Below are 23196 nucleotides of genomic sequence, written 5' to 3'. Positions count from 1 at the left end.
TCGCAGGATCAATGGGCGTGCTCGGCCGAGCCTTTGCCCAGTTCGGACTTGAGAACGAAGCTGCCGACGGTGGCCACCTGCGCGCCGGCGTTCAGGCCTTTGCGCACTTCGACGTAGCCGTTTTCACTCACGCCCAGCTCAAGGTGACGGGTAACAAAGCCGTGCTCCGTGCGTTCGAACACCGAGGGTTTGTCCTCAACGGTCTGGATCGCGCTTTGCGGCACGGTGACTTTCGCCTGGTAGGTGTCGGTGGCCACTTGCACGGTCACAAACAGCCCCGGGCGCCACGTGTCGTCGGGGTTGGGCACCGCCACGCGCACGGTGGCCGTACGCGTCTGCTCACCCAGCAAATTGCCAACGTACGCCACGGTGCCGCGCACCTCGGTGCCCATTTCGGTAGAACTGACGTTCACCGGTTTGCCCACGCGTACCTTGTTCAGGTCCTTGGGGAACACACCGAAGGTGACCCACACCTGAGACAGGTCCGAGAGGATGAAGGCGTTGCTGGTTTCACTGACGACCTCGCCCACACCCAGGTGTTTTTCGACCACCACGCCGGCGAACGGGGCACGCAGCTCGTAGCGATTGCCGCCCACCAATACCGCGCTGCCACTGAGAGCGGTCATCTTTTGGCGGGCGTTGTTCAGCGCAATCTCGGCTTCTTGCAAGGTCTGGCGCGCCAGCAGGTAATCCTGCTCGGCAGAGATTTCGTCCTTCCACAGTTGGCGCTCGCGCTGAAAGGTAGTGCGCGCCAGTTCAACCCGGCGCACGCTGGCGGCCAGTTCGCTGCGCTGATCGGAAATTTGCTGGCTGGCGATCACGGCCAATAACTCACCTTTTTTCACCGACTGGCCGAGGTTGACCGTGACCGATTCCACCACGCCGGCCGCACGCGGCACGATGTGCGAGGTGCGGTCTTCATCAAAACGCACTTCCCCCGGCAGCGTGAGCAGCGTGCTGATCGCGCGGGGTTGGGCCTCGGCGAGTTGAATACCTGCAGCCTGGATCTGCTGTTCGGTGAGTTCGAGCTCGCCTTCTTCTTCGTCGGCGCTGGCAAAACCGCACAGCATCAGGCCCAGGGCCACGGCCAGCGCCGTGGCGTACTTTGTATTCATAGGTGGCTCCAGAAAAAATCAAAACCGGGCAAGGTCGCCGTAAATCCGTTCGATGCGCACCCACGCTTCGGTGGCCTGAGCGGTCGCCGTGAGGTAGTCGGTGCGTGCAGCGATCAAGGTGCGCTGGGCGTCGAGCACGTCGATAAAATTGAATTTGCCCATTTCGAAACCGCGCGTGGCGCTGTCCACGGCGTTTTGCGCGGCGGGCAGGATCTGTTCGTTGAAGGTGCGCACTTCGGTCTCTGCGGTTTGCCACAGGTCCAGGGCCTGGCGTGTTTCGGTGCGCAGGCGCAGTTCGACGGCGTTACGCTGGTCGCGGGCCTGATCGGCGCGGCGGCTGGCGGCCAGCACGTTGCCCTGGTTGCGGTTGAACAACGGAATCGGCATCGACACGCCCACCAGGTTCACCCGCTCACGCACGCTGGCGTCGTATTGGCTGCCGATGGAAACATCGAGGTCGGGAATGCGCTGGGCTTTTTCCAGGCCGACGCTGGCCTCGCTCTGGCGGATATGCAGCTCGGCCAAACGCACCTCGGTGGTTTGCTCAAGACGCGCGAGCAATGCTGCGGAGGCCGGCAACGGCGGCGCAGACTGGCGTTGTGTAGCCACGGCCTGAAACTCAGGCGCAGCACTGCCGGTGCTGGCGGCGAGGCGGCGGTAGGCATCGCTTAGGCCGATCTGCGCGCGATTCAGCTCCAGGCGAATCTGCGACAACTGCACCTGCGCGCGGGTGGCTTCCACCGGCGATGATTTGCCGGCAGTCACGCGCCCCTTCGCGACAACCAGGCCACGCTCGGCAACGGTCATTGAGCGTTGCGCCAGGTCGAGGCGCTCCTGAGCACGCAAAGCGCCGTAGTAGCTGTCGATCACATCGGCGCGCAGGCCGTTGCGACGCTGCTCCAACGTCAGCGCGGCAGCGTCCTGAGCGCCGGTCGCCACGTCAATCCGCGCACCGCGTTTGCCGCCCAGTTCCAGGGTTTGGCTGAGTTTGACGGTGGTGGTGCGCGTGCTACGCCGAGTGTCTTCGGCATCCCACGAGGCCACCGGGTTGGGGATCAAGCCCGCCTGCTGGCGAGCGCCTTGGGCAATGTCGATTTCCCATTGTGCGGCGGCCAGGTCGGGGTTGTTGGCGAAGGCGGTTTGCAGGGCTGCATCAAGGGTGAGGGTTTGCGCCTGAGCAGCACTTGCGGCCACCCACAACGCCATCGCCGCCACCCGTATGTTTACCGAAAAAGCCATATCGAGAGTTCCACGCCCATAAAGTCGCTGAGGTTTCCCAGCGGGGGCAATGTAGCTTTCGGGACTTATCAGGCCGGTGGAGGAAAGATTACAAATCCGACAGTAACAGCTCTGGTGCGGCATTTTTGGCCCGCCACCCCTGATCGCACCAAAACCGCACAAGCGCACTTGGCCAGCGCGGTATCAGGTATGCTTTTCGAGCAGGAAACAAAAAGAAACATATTTCCCACCCTGTTCGCTAAGGAGCTCCGTTTTGGCGTTATCGACTGCTGCGTGGATGGTTCACGACACCCGCTTGATGTTCTGCGTGCTACTGGCCATTGCCAGCATTATTGTGTTGATCAGCGCAACCAAGCTGCCACCGTTCCTGTCGATTTTGATCGGCACCTTTATCGCCGGTGTCGGCGCCGGCTTGCCGCCCGAAGACGTCGCCAAGGCGTTCAGCAAAGGCGCCGGGGCGATTCTCGGTGAAGCCGGGATCATCATCGCCCTGGGCTCAATGCTCGGCGCGTTGATGGCGGAATCCGGCGCGGCCGACCGCATCGCCACCACGCTGCTCGGGCTGGGCAAGGGCAAATCACTGCCGTGGGTAATGGCGCTGGTGGCCATGGTGATTGGCTTGCCGCTGTTCTTCGAAGTGGGCCTGGTGATGATGGTGCCAATCATCTTTGTAATGGCCAAGCGTTCGAACCAGCCGCTGCTGAAAATCGCCATCCCGGCGCTTGCCGGCATGACCACCCTGCACGCCCTGATGCCGCCGCATCCGGGGCCGCTGATTGCAGTGGGCGCGCTGCACGCCGACTTGGGCCTGACCATGTTGCTGGGCTTTTGCCTGGCAGTGCCTGCGGTGATCCTCGCCGGGCCGCTCTACGGCAATTGGCTGTCCAAACGCATGCACGTGGAAGCACCGGCCGAGATCGGTGCGCTGTTCAGCGCGCCGCCCAAGGCGCCGCGCCAGCCAAGCTTTGGGGTGTCGCTGCTGATCATCTTGCTGCCGGTCATCCTGATGCTCGGCAGCACCTTGGCCAAGGTCGCCATGGCAGCGGAAAGCCCGGTGGCCCTGACCTTGAAATTTCTCGGTGAACCGCTGATCGCCCTCGGCCTGGCGGTGATCGCTGCGGTGGTCTGCCTGGGCTGGGCCGCCGGCATGCCACGCGCAGACGTCGGCAACACCCTGCGCAAAGCCCTGGCGCCGATTGCCGTGTTGCTGCTGACCATCGGCGCTGGCGGTGGCCTCAAGCAAACCTTGCTGGACGCAGGCGTCAGCCAAACCATCAGCAAAGTCGCCGAAGGCGCGCACATGCCGTATTTATTACTCGCATGGTTGATCGCCGTGGCCCTGCGCCAGGCCACCGGTTCGGCAACAGTTGCCACCACCACAACTGCGGGCATCCTCGCGCCGATGATGGCCGGGCTGGCGGCTACGCAGAGTTCATTGGTGGCGCTGGCGATTGGCGCAGGCTCAGTGTTCTTTTGCCACGTCAACGACGCCGGGTTCTGGATGGTGCGTGAGTATTTTGGTTTGCAACTGAAGCAGACGATCTGGGTGTGGTCGGTGTTGCAAACCATTGTCTCGGTGGTCGGCCTGGTGGGCACGCTGTTGCTTTGGTACTTTTTGACGTAACCCTCAGGCGGCCAACGTGTGGCGTTTGCTGAACAGCGCCACACTCGCAACGCCCACCGCGCCCATCACCACGCAGTACCCCACGCAAATCCACGGGCGGGTCGGCATCAGCGCTATCAATAGCAGTGGCGTGGTGCTCGCCCACAGCGCGTAGGCAATGTTGTAGGTGAAGGAAATTCCCGACACCCGCACCGGCGCCGGAAACAGGCCGACCATCACCGACGGCACCGCGCCGACAACTCCGCAACTCAAGCCCGCCACGGCATACGCCGCGCCCAGCCAGATACCGCCGTTGATCAGGCTGGCGTACAAAATCGCGATGCCGACGGGCAGCAACAGGCTGTAGACCAGCACGGCACGCCAGGCGCCGATGCGGTCGACCAGCAGGCCTGCGAGTACACAGCCGATATTCAAAAAGACGATACCCAACGCGCTCAACGCAAACGTATGGCTGGGGCTCATGCCGAAGGTTTTTTGCATCAGGGTCGGGGTGATGACCACCAGTACCACCACGGCGGAGGTGAGCACGCAGGTGAGGATCATCGCCGGCAGCAGCACCGCGCGATGGTCACGCAGCACGGTGCGCAGTGGCATTTCGGCGGCGGCTTGGCGGCGCGCCTGCATTTCAAGGAACACCGGGGTTTCGTTGAGCCAGCGGCGCAGCCACACGCCGATCACGCCGAATACGCCGCCCAACAGGAAGGGAAAGCGCCAGGCATAGTCGAGAATTTCGGCAGGCGTGAACACCTGCGCCAGCAGCGTGGCGGTGAGTGCGCCGAGCAGGTAGCCGAAGGTCAGGCCGGCTTGCAGGAAGCCCAAGGCGTAGCCACGGTGATGGGGCGGCGCGTGCTCGGCGACGAAGGTCCAGGCACTCGGGACTTCGCCGCCCACCGCGGCGCCTTGCAGCACACGCAGCACCAACAGGATCAGCGGCGCGAAATAGCCAATTTGCGCGTAGGTCGGCATGATCCCGATCAGCAGGCAGGGCAACGCCATCATCAGAATGCTGAGGCTGAACACGCGTTTGCGCCCCAAGTGATCGGCGAAGTGCGCCATCAAAATGCCGCCCAGCGGGCGCGCCAGGTAGCCGGTAACAAAAATGCCGAAGCTTTGCAGCAGGCGCAGCCATTCGGGCATTTCGGGTGGGAAGAACAGTTGGCTGAGGGTCAGCGCAAAGAACACGAAGATGATGAAGTCGTAGATTTCCAGGGCACCGCCGAGGGCGGCCAGGCCCAGGGTTTTGTAGTCGGAGCGGGAAAAACGCTGCGCCTGTGAAGCAAAGGTGGCAGTCATGTGAAGGCTCGGCAGACAAACAAAATGGCGTGCAGGTTATGAGCTGAGCCCAATCATGGCAATCACGACAGATATATTTGTTTTACTCATGGATCGATGAAGATAACTGCATTCCCATATCAATGGCCGTAGCGGAACATGCCGTAAAACTGCCAACACCATAATAATTACAAGAGGAAAGACTCGTGGCCGATGCTATCGAAGAAAGCCGCTATGCCCGATTTGCCCTGCGCTGTTCCAACTTCGCCGAACGCTGGTTTCCAGACTCGTGGGTATTTGCCGCCCTCGCCGTGATCATCGTCACCGTAGCGACCTTGGGCATGGGCGCGGCGCCAACAGAAGCCGCCAAGGCCTTTGGGGACGGGTTTTGGAGCCTGATCCCGTTCACCATGCAGATGGCCTTCGTGGTAATCGGCGGTTATGTGGTGGCCAGTTCACCGCCTGCGGTGAAGCTGATTGACCGCTTGGCGCGCATCCCCAAAAACGGCCGCTCGGCGGTGGCGTGGGTGGCGCTGATTTCCATGGTTGCCTCACTGCTGAACTGGGGGTTGTCCCTGGTGTTCGGCGGTTTGCTGGTGCGTGCACTTGCGCGGCGTACGGATTTGCGCATGGACTACCGCGCCGCTGGTGCTGCGGCCTACTTGGGACTTGGCGCGGTATGGGCACTGGGGTTGTCGTCGTCGGCTGCGCAATTGCAGGCCAACCCGGCCAGTTTGCCGCCGTCGATTCTGTCAATCACCGGCGTGATCCCGTTCACCGACACGATCTTCCTGTGGCAATCCGGTGTGTTGTTGCTGGCGCTGATCGTGGTCTCGCTGATCATTGCCTACGCCACCGCGCCTGGCCCGAACAGTGCTCGTGATGCCAAGGCCTGCGGCGTCGACCCGGCGTTCAACCTGCCAAAAATCCAGCCGCCCACCCGCCCTGGCGAATGGCTGGAACACAGCCCATTGCTGACTATCTTGCTGGCATTACTGGCGGCCGGTTGGCTGTTCCATGAGTTTTCGACCAAGCCTGCGATCAGCGCGATCTCGGGGCTGAACACTTATAACTTCCTGTTCATCATGGTCGGCGCGCTGCTGCACTGGCGCCCCCGCAGCTTCCTCGATGCGGTGGCCCGCGCTGTGCCGACCACCACCGGCGTGCTGATCCAGTTCCCGCTGTATGGCTCGATTGCGGCGCTGATGACCGTGGTAAAAGGCGGCGACGGCCAGACCCTGGCGCACCATATCTCGACCTTCTTCACCTCCATTGCCTCGCATGACACCTACGCGCTGCTGATGGGCGTTTATTCGGCGGTGCTGGGCTTCTTTATTCCGTCGGGTGGCGGCAAGTGGATTATCGAAGCGCCTTACGTGATGCAAGTCGCCAATGACCTGCAATACCACCTCGGCTGGGCGGTGCAGATTTATAACGCGGCCGAGGCGCTGCCGAACCTGATCAACCCGTTCTATATGTTGCCGCTGCTCGGGGTGCTGGGGTTGAAGGCGCGGGATTTGATCGGGTTTTCATTTGTGCAGTTGCTGGTGCACACGCCGCTGGTGTTGTTCTTGCTGTGGGCGTTGGGGACGACGCTGAAGTATTTGCCGCCGGTGATGCCTTAGTCAAAAAATCACGCATCGGTTGTTGCAACCGAGGCGTTCAGGCTGGAGGGCCAGGAAGGCGCTCCAGTAAATCAGGTAAGGCGTTCTGGATTGTGTCCCAAACCACGTCGAGGTTGATATCAAAGTAACCGTGGGCAATCCGGTTGCGCATTCCACGCATGCTGCGCCACGGCACCTGTGCGTGAACCACAGTGAAATCCGAGTGCTGATCCATGATCTTGGTCGACGCCTCACCCATGATGACCAGGCTCATCACGACCGCTTGCTGAGTACGCCGGTCTTCCAGAAACTCTTCCTTGCTCAAGCCTTCAACAAAGCCGATCGCGTCAGTGGCGGCCTGCCGGATGTGCTCCAGGTAATCTGCAAGACGATTCGCGGTCATACCGGCCGAGCCTCAGCCAACACTTTTGCGCGAAACTTCAAGGGCAAATCGGCAGGTGTCAGTAAATCCACGTTGATCCCCAGTAAATCCTCAAGCTCAACCTGTAGCCCACCAAGATCAAACAGTGTGGTCCCCGGAGGAGCATCGACGAGCAAATCAAGGTCGCTGCCTTCATGATCGGTACCGAGCAACACAGAACCGAATACTCTCGGGTTTGAGACACGAAAACGGCCCACCACGTCTCTGACGGCGGCGCGTTTCAGTTCAAGGGCGATTGAAGGTTTCACGGTTCACCTCGGTGACGTCCATTATCGAGTCAGTCTAGCAGCGCCGGGCACGCGTAGACACATCTCACGCCTGACGCCACTGTCTTCGTTCCGTCACATTGCGTTGCTACCGTCCTGCGAAATATCTTGAAACAACCACGCATCAGGGACTTCCCGCAATGAGTGACGAGCACAACCAACGCCCCGCTCCCGATTCCGTAGCTCAAACGCCGCTGGACACCAGCCGGCGGCGCTTCCTGGGGGGCGCGGCGGTGTTGGGGGTCGGCGCGACGTTGGCTGCCTGTGGCAATGCCAGTGAGGCACCCGGCAAACCGGCGCCTCGGCCACTGACTCCGCAAGAACTGGACAAGGCGTTGCACGATCAGGTGAAAACCGTGGTGGTGATTTATGCCGAGAACCGCAGCTTCAACAACCTGTTCGCCGATTTCCCGGGCGTTGAGAAGCCACTCGCGGCGCTGACGGCTGCCGAGTTCCAGCAACGCGACCGCGACGGTAGCCTGTTGGGCACTTTGCCGCCTGCGTGGGGCGGTGTGTTGCAAGTCGGCCCGCAAAGCGTGGACGGCGTGACCTACCCCAGTGAAGTGCAATTCCAGGAAAACCTGCCCAACGCGCCATTCGCCCTCAAAGGCCCGAACGCTGAGGACTTGCCCTTGAGCCTGGTCACCCGCGATTTGTGGCACGTGTTCTACCAGAACCAGATGCAGATCAACGGTGGCAAGAACGACAACTTTGTCGCCTGGGCGGATTCGGGTGGTTTGGTCATGGGCCATTACGCCCAGAGCCGTTATTCCCTGCGCCTGTGGGACGTGGCCAAGGAGTTTGTGCTCTGCGATAACTTCTTTCAGGGCGCCTTTGGTGGCTCGTTCCTTAACCACCAATACCTGATCAGCGCCACTGCGCCGTTTTATCCGAATGCCGCGCAGTCCGTGGCCAAGGCACAAATCGCCACGCTGCAAAGCGATGACCCCACCGACCCACGCCTCAAGCCGTTGGGCACGTCCCCGGCCAGCGCCATGACCGGCCCACCGCAGTTCGGCCCCAGCGCCCTGACGCCGGACGGTTACGGCGTGAACACGCTGGCCCCGCCCTACTGGCCGACCTGGATTCGCGACCCACAGAACCCGGATTACTCCAAACCGGACCTGCCCAACGTACTCGTGCCACAAACCCACGAACACATCGGCGACAAGCTGTCGAAGAAGAACGTCGACTGGGCCTGGTACGCCGGGGCGTGGCAAGCCACCCTGGACCAGTTCAAGGATTCAGGCGGCATCCCCAAGATTCCGAACTTCCAGTACCACCACCAGCCATTCAACTACTTCAAGCAACAAGGCCCCGAGAACCGCGCCGAACGTGACAAACGCCTTCGCGATGGCGGTTTGGGTGATGAATCAAGCACCAATAAGTTCTTCGCCGATGCCCAGGCTGGCAAGCTGCCCGCCGTGAGTTTTTACAAGCCTCAAGGCAACCTGAACATGCACGCAGGTTACGCCGACGTGGCCTCGGGCGACCGGCATATCGCCCGCGCGTTGAAGGTGCTGCAAGAAAGCCCGCAGTGGAAAAACATGGTGGTGGTGGTGACGGTCGATGAAAACGGTGGCTGGTGGGACCACGTCGCACCGCCCAAAGGCGACCGCTGGGGGCCGGGCACGCGAATTCCGGCCTTGGTGGTGTCGCCGTTCGCGCGCAAAGGCACGGTTGACCATACGGTTTACGACACGGCGTCGATCCTGCGTTTAATTACTCGGGTGTTCCAGCTGGAGACATTGGATGGCCTCAAGCAGCGTGATGACGCGATGACCGCCCGCGGCCAGAAACCCATGGGTGACTTGAGCAATGCCTTGCAGTTCAACGTGTAGGTTGGCTTATCCAATAACGACACGCCTGGCGATTTAACACGCGGTTTTCCTGAGCAACCGCTACTGTGTGTGGGTGGGCTTTCACCCCGCGCAGACGGGCATTCGCTGACAAGGAACCAACTATGTTCAAACCGACCAGGCTGTCTTTTACCCTGGCCGCACTGCTGGCCAGTGCGGCCGTACAGGCCGACATCGACGTGCCACTGGGCAGCACGCAACGTGTCACCCAACTGTTCGCCTTCCCGAATAACTGCAATGTGATCTGCTTTCGGCCATGGACGCTGGAGCAAACTGCCGAGCATTACCTGAACCAGAGCCTGCAGCGCGACGGCTACAGCCGGGCCAGGGTCAGCGTAAAAACCCATGACGGCGAGGTGACGGCCACCTTCAGCGGCGTGCCCGACCAGTACGGCCAGCCGCTGAAGACGCTGCTTGATACCGCCGACCTGGCGTATCAAGGCGCGAGCAAGCTCAACAGCGACGGCAAGTGGGCCTATAACTGGTACCTGTTTCTGCCGCTGGGCATGGCCCTGGAAAACCGCAAAAGCATCGAATTGCTGCACTTCCCACCGGACTACTCGCTGACCCAGGCCCAGGACTACCTGGAGTCGGCAACCACCGACCGTTGGGCTAGCTTGCTCACCGACAATGGCATCGCAGCCACCGAAACGCCTGCTTATCAGACCATCATTGATATTGCGCCCATCGCCGCGCCTTCGAACGCAGGCAAGGACCTGGAAAACGTCTACGGCTATTTCACCGACTATCAGACGCGCATGGTTAAGGAGCTGAGCCAGCACGGCGACGTTTCACTGCCGATGGTCGCGTTCGGCGCGCCGGTGCGCAGTTGGATCAAGCAGCAATACGGCCAGACCGTGGGCGTGCTGGGTTTGGCGCAGATCAGCCCGCAAGCCGGCAAAAGCGTGGCGGTACTCGGCGCCAACCACCCGAGTTACATCTGGTATGCGGCAGACCCTGCAACCTATGCAGGCGATGAACAGAAGGCCGACGACGCCGGTTTGAAAGTGATGGGGCAAGATTTGAGCGCGGCGTGCTGGCAAGCCGGGATGGGCCAGAAACCCGCCAGCGATGCCAATGTGCTGCTCAAGGCCTGCATGAACACCTGGCAGGTCACCCGCAAAGAGCAGACGTGTGAGCTGTTCTACACCTCGGTGCGCAAGCTCACCCCGCAGCAAGCCAACGCCAAGTGCGCCACGCCGGTCATCAAGGCTCAGTTGAAACAACTGAAGAATGCCACTGCGCCCACGGCCATCATCGCGCCGGTGCTTTAGGTCGCACAAAAAAACGATGACTACTGTCAACATTGACAGTAGTCATCGGCAGCCTGTTCAGCGAGTCTTAAGCCGGACCCATTCGCTGCAAGACTGGCACTCGACACCATTGGCAGGTCGATGCAGCCCATTTCAGGAAAACCATGAAAACTCCAGCCAGGGATAAGGCTAGTGACGCTGACAATGCTGGTCTGTACCCGTTTGCGACAACATCAGCGGAGTACGGCTATCCGACCACACGCCAGTTTGAGATCGTGCGCGCCCCAAACGGCGAAGCCGCCGGGATCAAATCGCGCGTAGCGTTCGACAACCACACGCTCATCGCCAGGGTGTTCGGCTATGCCTTGAGTGAACGACGCCAGCATTCCTTCCAGATCTCGGCACGGATCCAGCTGTATGACCCGTGGGTCTGCGGCCAACTGCGTCACGCCTGCGACCCGAATGTGTATTTCGACACGGCCTACCTGGAGCTTTGGTCAGTGTTGCCGATTGCCGCCAACACTTGGCTGACCATTGATTTCGCCAACGCCGGCGACGTCTTGCACCGCCAGTTTGCCTGCGAATGCGCCGGGCCCAACTGCCGGGGCTGGATCAAAGGCCCGCAGGAACAACTCAGCGCAGAAGGCCAGTTGTTCCTGGAGCAGCGCGACCGTAACAAACCTGTTTAAGCGTCACCCAACGGGCGCAGGCGATATTGCGGCGGCAATTGCTCGAAACCACTGATGGTGGTGTTCAAGCTCTTCCAGCGGCCATCCTTGATGCCGTAGATGCAGCCATGAATCGACAGGTTTTGCCCACGGTGCCAGGCGTTCTGCACAATGCTGGTGTGGCCGACGTTGGCCACCTGCTGAATCACGTTCAGCTCGCAGAGGCGGTCAACTTGCTCTTCTTCCGTCGGCAGTTGGGCGAGCAGCTCGCGGTTTTCGTAGTAGAGGTCGCGAATCGTGCGCAGCCAGCCATCGATCAGGCCAAACTGGCGGTCCTGCATCGAGGCACGCACACCGCCACAGCCATAGTGGCCGGTGACGAGGATATGTTTGACCTTAAGCACATCGACTGCGTACTGGATCACCGACAGGCAATTAAGGTCGGTATGCAGCACCACATTGGCCACGTTACGGTGCACAAACAGATCGCCTGGCAGCATGCCGACGATCTCGTTCGCCGGCACCCGCGCATCGGAGCAGCCGATCCACAGGTATTCAGGGGTTTGCTGGCGGGCGAGCTTGGCGAAGAATTCGGGATCTTCCTGTTTGATCGCATCCGCCCAGCGTTCGTTGTTATCAAGCAAGTCTTGTAGTTCGTTCATCAGGGAAAGCCTCAGGAATGATGCCCAGCTTTGACACACCACCGCTGGTGCGGGTCACGCGCGGCGCGAGAATAGCCAGGCTAAATTAGCTTGAATCTTTAGGCGGCCATGCCTGTCCACACACTATAAGCCCCACAGTATGAGGATAGGCCATGACTGAATCACGACGTCCCTACGGCGCTACACAGCCCGAACCGATTGATGACAACGAAGATCGCATGGGCTCAATGCGTGAGCTGGATTTTGACGAGCAAACGCAGACTGCAGAAATCGGCGATGAAATTCCGCCGGGTGAGCGCGAGCACTTGATGCCCGACGAACGGGTGCGCGAGGCCGGTATGACCGGTGCTTCGACGGATGATCATGAACCCACCGATGATGACATGAGCCCCGAAACGCTGATCCATGAAGACGGCGCACGCGATGCCCGCGAGGCAGGCGAAGATCAGCCAGCGGATTACGATTTGAGCATCGTCGATGAAGACGAGATAGGCGGCGGCAATGGGCTGGATGAGGCCGAACTGGCCGACCTGGACCCGGTAGACGGCAACCGCTGAGATACCACAGGGCCGACTGTGGGAGGAACCTTGCTTCCTTCCACAGTGGTTTTTGTAATCAGTCGACCAGCGTGCAGGCCATCACGACGGCATCTTCACGCCCACCGACGGCGGGGTAGTAATCGCGTCGGCGCCCGATCTCGTTGAACCCGTAACGCTCATACAGGCGGAACGCCCCGGTATTGCTGTCACGCACTTCCAGGAAGCACTCGCGGGCCTTGGCCTCATAGGCTCGCGACATCAGGTGCTCGAGCAAGCTCAACCCAAGGCCTCGGCCCTGGCTTTCCGGCTTGACGGTGATGTTCAGCAAATGCGCTTCATCGAGGATGATTTGCACCACGCCGTGGCCGACCTGCTGTTCGCCTTCAAACATCAGCCAGATCTGGTACTTGCCCAGCCCATCGAGAAAAATTCCGCGGGTCCAGGGATGGCTGAACGCCGCGTACTCGATCTTGAGTACGGCGTCGAGGTCCGCCTCGGTCATCGGGCGGAAGGATAAAGCGTCACTCATCGGTACTTTTCCAGCGCGCCATCAGCTGGCGCATGGCTTGCCATACATCAGCCTTACGCTGTGGCTCTTCCATTAATAATTCCAGGCCCGGCAAGGCCCATACAGAACCCAGGCCTTCGACCTGCAGTTCGCGATACCAGGCTTCGGCATTCGCCTCGCCGGCAAAGCGCACGGCGGGCAAACCGATCAGCCAAAGGCACACGCAGGGTTCGTCCTCCAGACGTGCCGAAACAAAACCTTGCACAAAATCACGCGCGGCTTCCGGGCCTTGGTCCATGGTGCCGCGCACCAACAATGGCCAACGCACCGGGTCGCCGATGATTTGCGGGCTGTCGGGCAGGCCTGCGGCGCGCAGCATGTCTTTGAGCAGCATGTAGGCCGGGTCGCGGGTTTGGAAGCGTTCGCCGGTAGGCAATTCCACCAGCAGCAGGCAACGCCCGGCCCGCAGCAATTGCAGGGCAAAGCGTGGCGGCGGCACCACAGCGGCTTTGGCCACCGGGGCCGTTTTTTCGGCGACGGCAGGTTTTGCGATTGGCGACGGGCGCGGTACTTCGACCTTTGCGCGCTCTACAACAGGCCGCGCCTGCGGCTCGGGCTTCACCACCGCCACTGGCGCTGCGGCCTCCTCACCCGACACCTCAAGTGCCTCAAAAGGCTCGGGCGCGTCCAGCAACTGCGGCCGCGACGGGGCGGCAAACGGCAATTCGGTGCGGGGCAGCCAGTTGACCACCTGCATGGCGGTCAAGTAAGCGCGACGTCGGGACTCGATAAGCACAGCTCGGCCACTTGTGGATAAGTAAAGAGCGGGGATTCTACCGCTGTTCGGTAACAATCGCCCACTGTGCACTGACCGGCTGTGGATAAATCCCGCGCCTGATGCAGTACAATCGCGACTTTTAATCGCCAACCAGCCGGCCATTCCCATGATCGAACCCAAGCGCGTCCTGCGCGCCCTCGCCGAACACTGGGCCTTACTTGAGCCACTGTGCGAACATTTCGACCAAGGCACCTTGAGCCTGAGCGAACTGCGCGCGCAACTGGCCGCCCAACAACTGGACAGCACGCCCCAAGACATCACCGGTTTGCTGGACGTGTGGATTCGCCTGGATATTCTGGTGCCTGTCGCCAAAAGCCCGAACCGCTTCGAGCTGAACGCGCAGATCCACGACTTCCTCGCCTACCTGCGCAAAGAGCACCGCCTCGGCCTGTGCCTGGAAATCGAAGCCTACCTGCGCCACCTCGAGCGTTTGGCCGGCTACATTCAGGACGCCTTCGACATCCGTGATGGCCACGACCTGGCCCGGCAACTGCGCCTGCTGGATATGCGCGTGCGCGATGTGCTGAAAAAACTCGCCAACGACGAACAAGCGCTCGCCGCCGTGGCCGACCGCGCCAAGACCAGCGACCGGCAGATCCCCTTGCGCCAGCGTTACGCCGAAGTGTTGGCGACGTGGGACGAATACGTTGAACCGATGATCCAACTGGTGAACGCCGACGGCGCCTTCGAACAAGGCGTGCGCAAGGTCGAGAACGTGTTGCTGCGCATGCTCACCGAGCAACAGCGCCTCGGCCACCTGGTGGACGACGACATGCTGCTGCGCACCCACGCGCGCATCCTCGAAATGCAAACCAGCGCCCAGTTGACCTTGCGTCACGCGCGCGAGCTGCTGCTGCCGCTGCGTGAAGAAGCGCGCCGGCATAACGCCGTGACGCGCGGCGCGGCGCTGGCATTGTCGGCCATCCGCCGTAAAGGTTTGGACGCGGTGCCGCAAGCGGCAATGCCGATGTTCAGCCGGCCGCAAAGCACCTTCCTCGGCAGTGCCAGCCAGGTAGAGGCGTATGTGTATGCGCTGGCTAATTTTGAGCCCAAACCGGCGCGTTTCCCCAAGGCGCACAAATCCCACAAGGGCGAAGCCCAACGCGCACCGCGCACGGTCAAGGAAATGCTCGAGCGCTGCGAAGACGCGCTGCCGATGCCAGACCTGATGACCTGGCTGCTTGCGCAGGAACCCGACGGCGCCACCGACGAATTGCTGTACTGGTTCTCGCGACTCTCGCGTGAAAAACGCTTCAAGCGCGAACGCCTGGAACGCCGCGATTACCACACACACGAGCACCAGGTCAGCCTGCGCTCATTCGCCCTGCTCCCGGCCAACGCTGATGCGCCCGAGAATTCCGCGAGTACACCCAATGCAACTTGATCTATCCGAACTGTCCCAGCTGGCGCCGATCTTTCGCGAGCTGTTCAAGGGTTACCACGTCAGCCGCCGCGACCCGGAGCTGTACGCACAACTGTCAAACTTTCAGGACCAGTACCGCACACTGTTCAAGGCCCTGGGCTTTGAACTGGTGTGCGATACGCGCGGTTTCTACTACTTCGTGCCGGACTCGGCCATCGCCAGCGCGCAGGTCAACAAGACCGCGCAGCGCCTGGCGCTGTTCACCTTCATCATCGTCGAGCACCTGGCCGACCAGGGCCGTGACCCGATTGCCGTGCTCGACGGTGGCAGCCTGGGCCGCGATGAACTGCCGTCGCTGCTGGAGAAGTACCGCGACCTGTTTATCCAGGCCGAAGTGCAAACCCAGGAAGAACTCGAAGAAAAAATCATGCGCCGCATGACCCAACTGGGTTTTGCCAGCGAAGACAACGGCGTGTACCGCTTCCTGCCGCCGATGCACCGCTTTCTCGACGTGTGCTTGTCGGTGCAACAAGACCGCGACCTCGCGGCCAGCGTGCACAGCGTGTTGCCATTGCCGGCGCCGGTGATCATCGACGAAGACAGCGATGAAAAGCTGCTGAAGACCGATGATCCGCTCGACCTGAGCGAATTTGAGAGCGAAGAAGACGCCATGGCCCGCGCCATCGCCGAAGAACAGGAGACCGACGCATGAGCAAGGAACGCTACGGCATCCGCCGCTTCGCCCTATTGAACACCGCCGGTTACAGCTTGGGTTTATTCCCGCTGGAGGAGCCCCTGTCGGTGTACGGCGCGAACAACCTGGGTAAGTCCGCGTCGATCAACGCCTTGCAGTTCCCGATTCTGGCGCGCATGTCGGACATGAGTTTCGGCAAGTACACGCTGGAGCAATCGCGGCGCTTCTACTTTGCCACCGACACCAGCTACATCCTCGTGGAAGTCTCCCTGCCCCACGGCCCGCACGTCATCGGCGTGGTCGGCCGTGGCCCGGGCGGTGGTTTCGGTCACCAGTTTTTTGCCTACGCCGGCAAGCTGGACCTGGCCCACTACCAGAAAAACGACACCTGCCTGCGTCAGAAAGAGCTGTTCACCAACCTTGAGCGCGAAGGCCTGAAAGCCTATGAACTGAAGCCGGATGAGCTGCGTCGTTTGCTGGTGGGCGGGCACACGTCGATCCCGCTCGACCTGACGTTGATTCCGCTGCGCTCCACCAGCGAACAGAGCCTGAAGACCTTCCGCGCGCTGTTTATCAACCTGCTGCACATGCGCGAAATCACCGCGGCCAAGCTCAAGCAATTGTTCCTGGATGCCTTCGAACACAGCCTGCGTTCCGGCAGTGTTGATTACATTGCGGCGTGCGAAGAAGCCTTCCGCGATGTGCGACGCATGGAGCAGGATTACAACTCTCTGGTAGCCGCCGGGCCGCTGGTCGAAGCATTGGCGAATGGCGTTCGCCAGCGCGACGTGTTGCGCGGCAAGTTGCATCGCCTGTCGCCACTTCTGGATTCGTTGCTGGGCACGTGGTCGGACTACGCCGGCGCGCGCAAGGAAGAGCTGACCATTCAGGCCGAACATTACCGCAACGAGCAGGACGCGCTGCAAAACAATCAACGCGGCGGCACCCAAGAGCTGATGCGCCTGGAGCGCGAAATCAGCGGCATCCAGCGCTGGCTCGGCGAACTCTCGGTGCTCAAGCATCGTTTTGCTTTGGTCGATAACGTCAAAGTGCTGGAGCAGCAACTGCTGGCGGCCAAGGATGCCCACGACGAATTGGCCGGTGCGCTGGCGCAGTCCCGGCAGTTCAGCGCCGAGGACTTGGACGAGCGTTTGCGCGACCTGGAAAAACGCTTCAAGTCGGTCAAGCAACAGCTCGATCACGCCGACAACAACAGCTACGCCAAACTGCGCGAAGAATTCTCGCAGCCGGATGTCGAGCGCCTGATGCGGCTGTTCAACAGTTCGTTGTTCAGCCTGCCCTTGGGCGAGCATGGCATCACGCTGGACGAGGACGGCCAGTGGGTTAAATCCCTGGAGCAGATTCTTGATGGCTTCAAGGGCGAGCATTTTGAAGTGCCAGGGTTGTCTATCGACCTCTCCCACATCGAGCCGCCGGCCTTGCAAGCGTTGGCCGACCGCGCGGCGTTGCGCGACCAGAAAGAGCGCCTGGAAAAAGAACTCAAGCAGCTGAAAACCCAGCAAGCCGTGGCCTCCGACCGTGCGGCGAGCAAAACCCAAACCGAAGCGCTGTACCAGCAAGTGCTGGATGCGCAAAAGGCCCTGGAAGACTTCCGCCGCGCGCAAACGTTGAGTGCCGAAGAAGGCGAGAAGCTCGAAAACCTGGCGCAGATGGAAGCGGCTCAGGACGAGTTGAAGCGTTCCAGCGATGCCTTTACCGAGCGCGTCCAACAACTGTCGGCCAAGCTGCAACTGGTCGGCCGCCAGATCGCCGACATGGAAGCCAAGCAGCGAACCCTGGATGACGCGCTGCGCCGTCGCCAGTTGTTGCCGGCAGACTTGCCGTTCGGTACGCCGTTCATGGACCCGGTCGATGACTCGATGGACAACCTGCTGCCACTGCTCAATGACTATCAGGACAGCTGGCAAGGTTTGCTGCGCGCCGATGGGCAAATTGAAGCGCTGTATGCGCAGGTGCGCCTCAAGGGCGTGGCCAAGTTCGACAGCGAGGACGACGTCGAGCGCCGCCTGCACCTGCTGATCAACGCCTATGCACACCGCACCGATGAAGCGCTGACCCTCGGCAAGGCGCGCCGTGCGGCCGTCACCGACATCGCGCGGACCCTGCGCAATATCCGCAGCGACTATGACAGCCTGGAACACCAACTGGCCCTGTTCAACCGCGAGATCAACAAGCGCCAGGTGTCCAACCTGCAGAGCTTTCGCATCGTGCTGGCGCCGAACAAGGAAGCCCTCAAGCATATCGACCAGATCATCCACAGTGCCGGTCAATATGAAGAAGGCGAAACGCTGTCGGTGTTCGACCTGAGCCAGAGCGCCGAGCAAGACAACAAGAACGAAGAGGCCAAGGAATACCTGGCGCGCCTGGTGGCCGCCAACCACAACCAGCTGGGCCTCAAGGATTTGTTCGAACTGGCCTTCGAAATCACCAAGGTGCACGGCCAGCCAGTGATTCATACCGACATTGATGGCGCCGCGTCCAACGGCACCACCATGACCATCAAGGCGCTGACCAACATGTACTTGTTGCTGCACTTGATGGACCGCGACCAGGCTGGGCGCGTGCGCTTGCCGTACTACCTGGATGAGGCCGCGGACATCGACGAGAAGAACCAGGCGGCGCTGCTCGAAACCAGTTTGCAGTTGGGCTTTGTGCCGATTCTGGCCAGTGTGAAACCGCAGGTGTCGGCCCAGGTGGCAATCGACCTGGAAGGCGGCAGCGGGCCGAATGGCATTTATATCGATGAGGCGGACTGGAAGTACATCCGTCGTCATGATGCCGTGAAGGCGACGGTGAATGTGCAGGCAGACGAGCCGGAGCTGGATGAAGTCTGAGTTTATTCGCTGATACGCAAAAGGCCGCGATCCTGGGGATCGCGGCCTTTTTTTTGGGCTGGGGTTTGAGGGCCTCATCGGGAGCAAGCCCCCTCCCACACTTTGAACGTGCTCACACTTCAGAATGTGGGAGGGGGCTTGCTCCCGATGGCCGCACCTCGGTCTATTTACCGAGTTGAATCTTCGGCGCCCACGTCAGCCACTCATCTTCAAACTTGTCGAACAGCGCAAAGGTTTGTTGAGGGCGTGCGGCATTACCCATGCGCTCACCGTCTGGCGTGGCGAAGGCAATACCGCCTGCCACCAGGGTTTCCAGCGACTCGGTGCGTACCGTCGCGCCTTTGAACAGCCCAAAGTCGAGACCGAAACCGCTGGTGTTCCAGAAGCGGCTGCCACTGCGCACCAGCGGCGCGTACTTGGGCTCGATCAGGATGTGAACCAATACCCGGTCAGCCGTCTGGCCCAGTTCATAACCCGTGACTTTGCCGACGGTGACTTCGCGGTAAGTCACCGGAACGCCTTCCTTCAACGAACCACGGCGGGCGGCGCTTAGCACCAGGCGCAGGCCAGCCTCTTGGTGCACCGTTTCAGGCGGCTGATTCAAGGCCACAAAACTCTTCTGCGGGCCGGCATTTTTTGCGGCGGGCAGCACTTCGAGGTACTGGCCGGTGACCAGCGTTTGCAAGTTAGCGGTCTTCATCAGGCCAAGTTCAGGCTTGACCACCCAGAACTGCGTGCCGACGCGAGCAACACGGTCCGCCACTTGAGTGATGCGCGCGCTGAGCAGCACCGATTGCATATCGGCGCTCAGGTCGACACTTTCGATCTTGCCCACGTCCAGACCCTTGAAGCGTATCGGCGAGCCAACGCTCAGGCCATCAGCGCGGTCGACTTTGATCGTCACCAGCGTGCCGTGCTGATTGGCGGCGTCGCGGTCGGCAAACAGGCGGAAACGCGGGATACGCTTTTTCAGGGGTACATTCGGCTGTGGGGTTTCGAAAGCGATACCACCGGCCATCAGGCTCGCCAGCGATTCAGCTTTCACTTGCACGCCGCCGGTGAGGCCACCAGTGAGCGTGACACCGCTGGCATTCCAGAAGCGCGTCGAGCCATTCACCAGGTTTTCATATTCCTTCTCGATGTGCACGCCGATCACCAGTTGTTTGTTCTTGCGCGAGAACTGGTAGCTCTGCACCGAGCCAACCTTGACCTGTTTGTAGAGGATCGGGCTGCCGACGTCCAATGAGCCGAGGCTGTCAGTCAAAAGCACCATGTGCAGGCCGGGAGACCGCAGGTCCAGCGGCGGCGCCTTGGCGCGAGCGACATACTCACGTTGTGGCGCGGTACCTTTGTCACCGGGGCGAATGGCGATGTAGTTACCTTTGACCAACGCCTCAAGCCCGGTGATACCTGCCAGGGAAATAGACGGTTTGACCACCCAGAACTGCGTGTCCTGCACCAAGTAATCCTCGGCCAGCGGGTCGAGGGTCAGCTCGGCATTGGCGCTGGTCAAATCCGGGTCGATCTTCAAGGTTTTCAGGCTGCCGACCTGGATACCTTTGTACATCACCGGCGTACGCCCGGCCTGCAGGCCTTCGAAGTCGGTGAGTTTGACCTTGACCTTGAGCCCTGCCGCAGCGGCATCGAAGTCTTCATACAAGCGAAACGGCAGGCTCGGGTCAGTCGGCGGGCTGTCTTGACGATTCTCGGGTGTGGCGAAGGCGATGCCGCCGGCGACGATGCTGGACAGCGATTCGCTGCGCACTTTAACGCCGGAGAGGTTGGCGTCGATGCTGATGCCACTGGCGTTCCAGAATCGCGTGTGTTTGCGTACCAGATTGGCGTAAGTCGGCTCAATGTAGACCTTGATCTCGACGGTGCTCTGATCCTCGGACAGCAGGTAACTTTTGACCTGACCGACCTGGATCTGTTTGTAGAACACCGGGCTGCCACGGTTAAGCGAACCAAGACGATCGGCCTTGAGGGTCAGGTGCAAGCCCGGCTTGGCATCCGACAAAGGCGGCTCTTCAGAGAGCGCCTTGAATTTGCGCGTGGGCTCGCCATCGCCTGGGCTGGCAGCGATATAGTTACCCGAGACCAGGGTTTCGAGGCCGGTGATGCCGGCGAGGCTGACGCTGGGTTTGACCAGCCAGAAACGCGTGTTGGTCCGAAGGTACTGCTCGACATCCTTGCCCATCTCGATGGTCGCGATGACCCCGCGATTGTTGCCCTCGTCGTCCAGCGCTAATGCCTTGACCTTGCCTACGGGCATGCCTTTGTAAACCACTTCGGTTTTGTTGACCTGAATCCCTTCGCCGCTTTCAAAGCGAACTTGCACCTCAATGCCTAATTGGGAATAGGCGCGCCACCCCAACCAACCACCGATGATCAGGGCAACCAACGGCAACACCCAGATGGCCGACCAGTTGGACGCTGGGCGGGTTTTAGCTTTTGGCAAATCACTCATGGTCGTCGTCCGACTCCGTGTTGTCCCAAATGAGTCGGGGATCAAAAGTTACTGCGGCGAGCATCGTCAAGATCACCACACTGGCGAACGCTGCAGCGCCGAGATTGGCCTCGACACTGGCAAGTCGCCCAAAGTTGACAACCGCCACCAGGATGGCGATCACGAAAATATCCAGCATCGACCAGCGACCAATGAATTCGATGAAGCGGTACATGATAATGCGCTGCTGCGCGGACAGCGGTTGGTGACGCTGCACCGAGAACAGCAACAAGCCAATGCCCACCAGCTTGAAGGTGGGGACCAGGATACTGGCGATGAACACCACTGCGGCGATTGGAAACATGCCGTGCTGCACCAGCTGAATCACACCCGACATGATGGTGCTTGGCTCACCTTGGCCCAAGGAACTGACGGTCATGATCGGCAGCAGGTTGGCCGGGATGTACAAGATAGCCGCCGTGATCAGCAGCGCCCAGGTGCGCGTCAAGCTGTTCGGACGGCGAGCATGCACAAGCGCGCCGCAACGGGTGCAGGTTTGCTCGTCGGCGTCCGGGTCTTGCTGGTTTAACTCGTGGCATTCGGTACAGATCAGAATGCCCGCATCAATCGCCCGCATACGCATCCTCTTCTGCCAGCGCTTCCCATATTTGGTGAGGTGACATCACCACCTCCAACAGCACTTGGACCATTAACAGGCTGATAAAGCAGCCCAGACCGAGGCCTATGCTGATCGTGGCCATATCGGCGAGCTTCACAATCGCTACCAGCACGCCCATCAGGTAGACCTCGAGCATGCCCCAATCCTTGAGGTGGTGGTAAATGCGATAAAACAGCAGGCCGTAGCTGCGGCCGATGTTCCAACGAATACAGAGCAACACCGCCAGTTGGCACAGCAACTTGATCAGCGGAATGCCCATGCTGCAGAAGAACACCACCAGGGCCACGCCTTGCATGCCGCTGTTGAACAGACCGACAACGCCGGTCCATACGGTGTCCTGCGAGGACTGCCCGAGTAGATTGAGCTGCATGATGGGTAAAAAGTTCGCGGGTACGTACAGCAACAGTGCAGCAAGCACTAACGCCAAACTTCGGTCAACGACGTTGTGCCGGTGAGCGTACAACTCATAACCACAGCGTGGGCATTGGGCCTTTTCACCACGGACAAGCTCTGGCTTGCGCATCAGCAAGTCACACTCGTGGCATGCCACCAGTTCGTCCAGCGGCAAGTCCGACACCTCGAAGGTATCAACCGGATCGGGCATAAATAGGGCTCAAGCTCTAAAAAAGGTTAGGCGCCTATTCTAGTGGTGTGGTTCATAAATAACTGTACGAATTTGTCTCCGCCCAGCCGTGGGCAAGCAAGGTTTCCAGGGTTTCCGACCGCCCAAAACAAAACCCCTGTTTGCGTTAGCAAACAGGGGTTCTGGAATTTAATCTTGACGATGACCTACTCTCACATGGGGAAACCCCACACTACCATCGGCGATGCATCGTTTCACTACTGAGTTCGGGATGGGATCAGGTGGTTCCAATGCTCTATGGTCGTCAAGAAATTCGGGTACTGAGTCGTGGCCTGATGGCCTCGCTTCAGCAAATTGGGTATGTGATAGCTTCGGTGTTTTGTGAGATCGAACTTTCGGTTCTATCGTCTTCACACACCGCAATCTGGTGCTCGTCAGAGCAAGCAAATTGCTTGGGTGTTATATGGTCAAGCCTCACGGGCAATTAGTATTGGTTAGCTCAACGCCTCACAGCGCTTACACACCCAACCTATCAACGTCGTAGTCTTCGACGGCCCTTCAGGGAACTCAAGGTTCCAGTGAGATCTCATCTTGAGGCTAGTTTCCCGCTTAGATGCTTTCAGCGGTTATCTATTCCGAACATAGCTACCCGGCAATGCCACTGGCGTGACAACCGGAACACCAGAG

General features: G+C 60.4%; 20 protein-coding genes and 2 rRNA genes. 9 read left to right on the top strand and 13 right to left on the bottom strand.

Annotated features, from left to right (window positions below; genetic code table 11):
- Positions 1-8: 8 nt before the first annotated feature.
- Positions 9-1115, bottom strand: coding sequence for an efflux RND transporter periplasmic adaptor subunit (locus ACOZK9_RS03990; RefSeq protein ID WP_058411497.1), 1107 nt, complete (start codon positions 1113-1115; stop codon positions 9-11).
- 18 nt (positions 1116-1133) lie between these two features.
- A complete protein-coding gene (locus ACOZK9_RS03985) occupies positions 1134-2321 on the bottom strand; it encodes a TolC family protein (protein WP_421555406.1) in 1188 nt (395 codons plus the stop codon).
- A gap of 286 nt (positions 2322-2607) precedes the next feature.
- On the opposite strand from ACOZK9_RS03985, the gene ACOZK9_RS03980 reads away from it, so the two are divergent.
- Positions 2608-3978, top strand: coding sequence for a GntT/GntP/DsdX family permease (locus ACOZK9_RS03980; protein WP_058411499.1), 1371 nt, complete (start codon positions 2608-2610; stop codon positions 3976-3978).
- A gap of 3 nt (positions 3979-3981) precedes the next feature.
- Here ACOZK9_RS03980 and ACOZK9_RS03975 read toward each other — a convergent pair whose 3' ends face one another.
- Positions 3982-5271: an MFS transporter gene (locus ACOZK9_RS03975; RefSeq protein WP_122249611.1), complete on the bottom strand. Its 1290-nt coding sequence runs from the start codon at positions 5269-5271 to the stop codon at positions 3982-3984.
- Positions 5272-5456: 185 nt separating this feature from the next.
- Between ACOZK9_RS03975 and ACOZK9_RS03970 the strand changes: the two genes are divergently transcribed.
- A complete protein-coding gene (locus ACOZK9_RS03970) occupies positions 5457-6875 on the top strand; it encodes a short-chain fatty acid transporter (protein WP_058411501.1) in 1419 nt (472 codons plus the stop codon).
- Positions 6876-6912: 37 nt separating this feature from the next.
- On the opposite strand, the gene ACOZK9_RS03965 is transcribed toward ACOZK9_RS03970, so the two are convergent.
- Together ACOZK9_RS03965 and ACOZK9_RS03960 are read right to left on the bottom strand one after the other, a co-directional pair.
- On the bottom strand, positions 6913-7257 hold the full coding sequence (locus ACOZK9_RS03965; RefSeq protein ID WP_058411502.1) for a HepT-like ribonuclease domain-containing protein: 345 nt from the start codon (positions 7255-7257) through the stop codon (positions 6913-6915).
- On the bottom strand, positions 7254-7544 hold the full coding sequence (locus tag ACOZK9_RS03960; protein WP_058411503.1) for a nucleotidyltransferase family protein: 291 nt from the start codon (positions 7542-7544) through the stop codon (positions 7254-7256). The genes ACOZK9_RS03965 and ACOZK9_RS03960 overlap by 4 nt, the downstream gene beginning before the upstream one ends.
- A gap of 158 nt (positions 7545-7702) precedes the next feature.
- Between ACOZK9_RS03960 and ACOZK9_RS03955 the strand changes: the two genes are divergently transcribed.
- The 3 genes from ACOZK9_RS03955 to ACOZK9_RS03945 all read left to right on the top strand — a co-directional run bounded on the left by ACOZK9_RS03955 (position 7703) and on the right by ACOZK9_RS03945 (position 11363).
- Entirely contained in the window at positions 7703-9403 is a 1701-nt protein-coding gene (locus ACOZK9_RS03955; protein WP_058411504.1) for an acid phosphatase, read from the top strand.
- 122 nt (positions 9404-9525) lie between these two features.
- Positions 9526-10695: a hypothetical protein gene (locus tag ACOZK9_RS03950; protein ID WP_421555327.1), complete on the top strand. Its 1170-nt coding sequence runs from the start codon at positions 9526-9528 to the stop codon at positions 10693-10695.
- Between the two features lie 254 nt (positions 10696-10949).
- Positions 10950-11363, top strand: coding sequence for an SET domain-containing protein (locus ACOZK9_RS03945; RefSeq protein ID WP_421555326.1), 414 nt, complete (start codon positions 10950-10952; stop codon positions 11361-11363).
- Here ACOZK9_RS03945 and can read toward each other — a convergent pair.
- Positions 11360-12004: a carbonate dehydratase gene (can, locus tag ACOZK9_RS03940; protein WP_058411507.1), complete on the bottom strand. Its 645-nt coding sequence runs from the start codon at positions 12002-12004 to the stop codon at positions 11360-11362. The genes ACOZK9_RS03945 and can overlap by 4 nt on opposite strands.
- A gap of 152 nt (positions 12005-12156) precedes the next feature.
- Between can and ACOZK9_RS03935 the strand changes: the two genes are divergently transcribed.
- Entirely contained in the window at positions 12157-12561 is a 405-nt protein-coding gene (locus ACOZK9_RS03935; RefSeq protein WP_058411508.1) for a hypothetical protein, read from the top strand.
- Positions 12562-12619: 58 nt separating this feature from the next.
- Here ACOZK9_RS03935 and rimI read toward each other — a convergent pair whose 3' ends face one another.
- The gene (gene rimI / locus ACOZK9_RS03930) at positions 12620-13072 is read right to left on the bottom strand and encodes a ribosomal protein S18-alanine N-acetyltransferase (protein ID WP_058411509.1); all 453 of its coding nucleotides are present in this window, start codon (positions 13070-13072) and stop codon (positions 12620-12622) included.
- Entirely contained in the window at positions 13065-13808 is a 744-nt protein-coding gene (locus tag ACOZK9_RS03925) for a hypothetical protein (RefSeq protein WP_058411510.1), read from the bottom strand. Before ACOZK9_RS03925 ends, rimI begins: the two co-directional genes overlap by 8 nt.
- Positions 13809-13995: 187 nt before the next feature.
- On the opposite strand from ACOZK9_RS03925, the gene mksB reads away from it, so the two are divergent.
- Genes mksB through mksF form a run of 3 tightly spaced genes read left to right on the top strand, consistent with a single transcriptional unit; the run spans position 13996 to position 18801 of the window.
- The gene (mksB, locus tag ACOZK9_RS03920) at positions 13996-15273 is read left to right on the top strand and encodes an Mks condensin complex protein MksB (RefSeq protein ID WP_058411511.1); all 1278 of its coding nucleotides are present in this window, start codon (positions 13996-13998) and stop codon (positions 15271-15273) included.
- The gene (gene mksE / locus ACOZK9_RS03915; protein WP_122249617.1) at positions 15263-15964 is read left to right on the top strand and encodes an Mks condensin complex protein MksE; all 702 of its coding nucleotides are present in this window, start codon (positions 15263-15265) and stop codon (positions 15962-15964) included. The genes mksB and mksE overlap by 11 nt, the downstream gene beginning before the upstream one ends.
- Positions 15961-18801 carry an Mks condensin complex protein MksF gene (gene mksF, locus ACOZK9_RS03910; protein WP_421555325.1) on the top strand — a complete coding sequence of 947 codons (2841 nt, stop codon included), beginning with the start codon at positions 15961-15963 and terminating at the stop codon, positions 18799-18801. Before mksE ends, mksF begins: the two co-directional genes overlap by 4 nt.
- Before the next feature lie 163 nt (positions 18802-18964).
- Here the strand turns inward: mksF and ACOZK9_RS03905 are convergent, their stop codons facing one another.
- The 5 genes from ACOZK9_RS03905 to ACOZK9_RS03885 form a co-directional block, all read right to left on the bottom strand.
- The gene (locus tag ACOZK9_RS03905; RefSeq protein ID WP_421555324.1) at positions 18965-21268 is read right to left on the bottom strand and encodes a PqiB family protein; all 2304 of its coding nucleotides are present in this window, start codon (positions 21266-21268) and stop codon (positions 18965-18967) included.
- Positions 21261-21884 carry a paraquat-inducible protein A gene (locus ACOZK9_RS03900; protein ID WP_058411515.1) on the bottom strand — a complete coding sequence of 208 codons (624 nt, stop codon included), beginning with the start codon at positions 21882-21884 and terminating at the stop codon, positions 21261-21263. The genes ACOZK9_RS03905 and ACOZK9_RS03900 overlap by 8 nt, the downstream gene beginning before the upstream one ends.
- Complete coding sequence (locus ACOZK9_RS03895; protein ID WP_421555323.1) at positions 21871-22530, bottom strand: paraquat-inducible protein A; 660 nt, start codon at positions 22528-22530, stop codon at positions 21871-21873. Before ACOZK9_RS03895 ends, ACOZK9_RS03900 begins: the two co-directional genes overlap by 14 nt.
- Before the next feature lie 172 nt (positions 22531-22702).
- A 5S ribosomal RNA gene (rrf, locus tag ACOZK9_RS03890) occupies positions 22703-22818 on the bottom strand.
- Between the two features lie 154 nt (positions 22819-22972).
- Positions 22973-23196 (bottom strand): 23S ribosomal RNA (locus ACOZK9_RS03885); the annotation flags it as partial.

It is taken from the genome of Pseudomonas kitaguniensis, from assembly GCF_049199985.1.
Lineage (GTDB): Bacteria > Pseudomonadota > Gammaproteobacteria > Pseudomonadales > Pseudomonadaceae > Aquipseudomonas > Aquipseudomonas kitaguniensis.
The sequence above is the reverse complement of the archived record's forward strand: the minus strand, read 5'-3'. Positions and strand labels throughout refer to the sequence as shown.

Coding starts and splice junctions, on each gene's coding strand:
- ACOZK9_RS03950 (WP_421555327.1), top strand. CDS start 9,526: ATGTTCAAACCGACCAGGCTGTCTTTTACCCTGGCCGCACTGCTGGCC.
- can (WP_058411507.1), bottom strand. CDS start 12,004: ATGAACGAACTACAAGACTTGCTTGATAACAACGAACGCTGGGCGGAT.
- ACOZK9_RS03895 (WP_421555323.1), bottom strand. CDS start 22,530: ATGCCCGATCCGGTTGATACCTTCGAGGTGTCGGACTTGCCGCTGGAC.
- ACOZK9_RS03990 (WP_058411497.1), bottom strand. CDS start 1,115: ATGAATACAAAGTACGCCACGGCGCTGGCCGTGGCCCTGGGCCTGATG.
- ACOZK9_RS03935 (WP_058411508.1), top strand. CDS start 12,157: ATGACTGAATCACGACGTCCCTACGGCGCTACACAGCCCGAACCGATT.
- rimI (WP_058411509.1), bottom strand. CDS start 13,072: ATGAGTGACGCTTTATCCTTCCGCCCGATGACCGAGGCGGACCTCGAC.
- ACOZK9_RS03975 (WP_122249611.1), bottom strand. CDS start 5,271: ATGACTGCCACCTTTGCTTCACAGGCGCAGCGTTTTTCCCGCTCCGAC.
- mksE (WP_122249617.1), top strand. CDS start 15,263: ATGCAACTTGATCTATCCGAACTGTCCCAGCTGGCGCCGATCTTTCGC.
- ACOZK9_RS03985 (WP_421555406.1), bottom strand. CDS start 2,321: ATGGCGTTGTGGGTGGCCGCAAGTGCTGCTCAGGCGCAAACCCTCACC.
- ACOZK9_RS03925 (WP_058411510.1), bottom strand. CDS start 13,808: ATGCAGGTGGTCAACTGGCTGCCCCGCACCGAATTGCCGTTTGCCGCC.
- ACOZK9_RS03955 (WP_058411504.1), top strand. CDS start 7,703: ATGAGTGACGAGCACAACCAACGCCCCGCTCCCGATTCCGTAGCTCAA.
- mksB (WP_058411511.1), top strand. CDS start 13,996: ATGATCGAACCCAAGCGCGTCCTGCGCGCCCTCGCCGAACACTGGGCC.
- ACOZK9_RS03905 (WP_421555324.1), bottom strand. CDS start 21,268: ATGAGTGATTTGCCAAAAGCTAAAACCCGCCCAGCGTCCAACTGGTCG.
- mksF (WP_421555325.1), top strand. CDS start 15,961: ATGAGCAAGGAACGCTACGGCATCCGCCGCTTCGCCCTATTGAACACC.
- ACOZK9_RS03965 (WP_058411502.1), bottom strand. CDS start 7,257: ATGACCGCGAATCGTCTTGCAGATTACCTGGAGCACATCCGGCAGGCC.
- ACOZK9_RS03900 (WP_058411515.1), bottom strand. CDS start 21,884: ATGCGGGCGATTGATGCGGGCATTCTGATCTGTACCGAATGCCACGAG.